Below are 1,688 nucleotides of genomic sequence, written 5' to 3' on the forward strand. Positions count from 1 at the left end.
GTACGGGACGGCGTACGGGGGCTCATACGGCGGCCACCTCTCCGGTCTGCTCCGCGCCGGCGGCGGGGGGAACCGGCGGCACCGGCAGCGTCACCGGCGCGGGCGCCGGCACCGGCACCGGCTGGTCGCGCTCCACCGCGAACTCGATGGCGGGATCGGGGGTTTCCGGGGCGTTGACGAACGACTGGAAGCGGGCCAGCTTCCCGGGGTCCTCCAGGACGCCGCGCCACTCGTCGCGGTAGTCGGCCACATGCCGCTCCATGGCGGCCTCCAGCTCGTCGCAGATGCCGAGCGCGTCGTCGACGACCACGGCGCGCAGATGGTCCAGCCCGCCGTCCAGCGCCTCGATCCACGCGGCGGTGCGCTGGAGGCGGTCGGCGGTGCGGATGTAGAACATCAGGAACCTGTCGACGGTCCGCACCAGGGTGTCGCGGTCCAGGTCGGAGGCGAGCAGCTCGGCGTGCCGGGGGGTGAAGCCGCCGTTGCCGCCGACGTAGAGGTTCCAGCCCCGCTCGGTGGCGATGATGCCGAAGTCCTTGCCGCGTGCCTCGGCGCACTCCCGGGCGCAGCCGGAGACCCCTGCCTTGATCTTGTGCGGGCTGCGCAGGCCCCGGTAGCGCAGCTCCAGTTCGACCGCGAGCCCGACGGAGTCCTGGACGCCGTAGCGGCACCAGGTGGAGCCCACGCAGGACTTGACGGTGCGCACGGCCTTGCCGTAGGCGTGCCCGGACTCGAACCCGGCGTCGGTGAGCCGCCGCCAGATGTGCGGGAGCTGTTCGAGGCGGGCGCCGAGCAGGTCGATGCGCTGACCACCGGTGATCTTCGTATAGAGGCCGAAGTCGCGGGCCACCTCGCCGAGCACGATCAGCCGGTCGGGGGTGATCTCGCCGCCGGGGACGCGGGGGACGACGGAGTAGGTGCCGTTGCGCTGCATGTTGGCCAGATGGCGGTCGTTGGTGTCCTGCAGGGCGCCGTGCTCGCCGTCGAGGATGTGGGCGGCGCTGTCGCGGGAGGCGAGGATGGAGGCGACGGCGGGCTTGCAGATGTCGCAGCCCCGACCGCCCCGGCCGTGCGCGGCGAGCAGTTCGGAGAACGTGCCGATGCCGGTGGCGGCGACGATCTCGAACAGCTCGGCGCGGGAGTGCTCGAAGTGCTCGCACAGCGCGCGGGACTGCTCGATTCCCTCGGCCGCGAGCAGCTGTTTGAGCGCCGGGACGCAGGAGCCGCAGCCGGTGCCCGCCTTGGTGTGCTGCTTGAGCTGGGCGATGTCGCACAGCCCCGCCTCGCGGACGGCCCCGCGCAGCGTGCCCTTGGTGACGGCGTGGCAGGAGCAGATCTGCGCGGCGTCGGGCAGCGCCCCGATGCCGGAGCCCCCGTCCGCGCCGGGAGCCCCGCTCTCGGGGGCGAGCAGCGCTCCGGGGTCGGCAGGCAGCGCGCTCCCCACCGAGGCCCGCAGCAGCGTGTACCGCCCGGTGTCGCCGACCAGGATGCCGCCCAGCAGGGTCCGCGCGTCGTCGGAGACCACGAGCTTGCCGTACGTCCCGGCCACCGGATCGTTCAGCACCACCTCCAGCGCCCCCGGCGTACGCCCCTGGGCATCCCCGAACGACGCCACCTCCACCCCCAGCAGCTTCAGCTTGGTGGAGGTGTCGGCCCCGTCGAACTCCGCCTCGCCGCCCAGCAGCCGG

General features: G+C 73.4%; 1 protein-coding gene. It reads right to left on the reverse strand.

The annotated features are described in order from the left end of the window. Positions 1 to 22: 22 nt before the first annotated feature. Positions 23 to 1,688 (reverse strand): nitrite reductase large subunit NirB (gene nirB / locus G5C65_RS36845; protein ID WP_206442689.1); only part of this gene is annotated, 1,666 nt, incomplete at its 5' end.

This window comes from Streptomyces boncukensis, assembly GCF_011045075.1.
Lineage (GTDB): Bacteria > Actinomycetota > Actinomycetes > Streptomycetales > Streptomycetaceae > Streptomyces > Streptomyces boncukensis.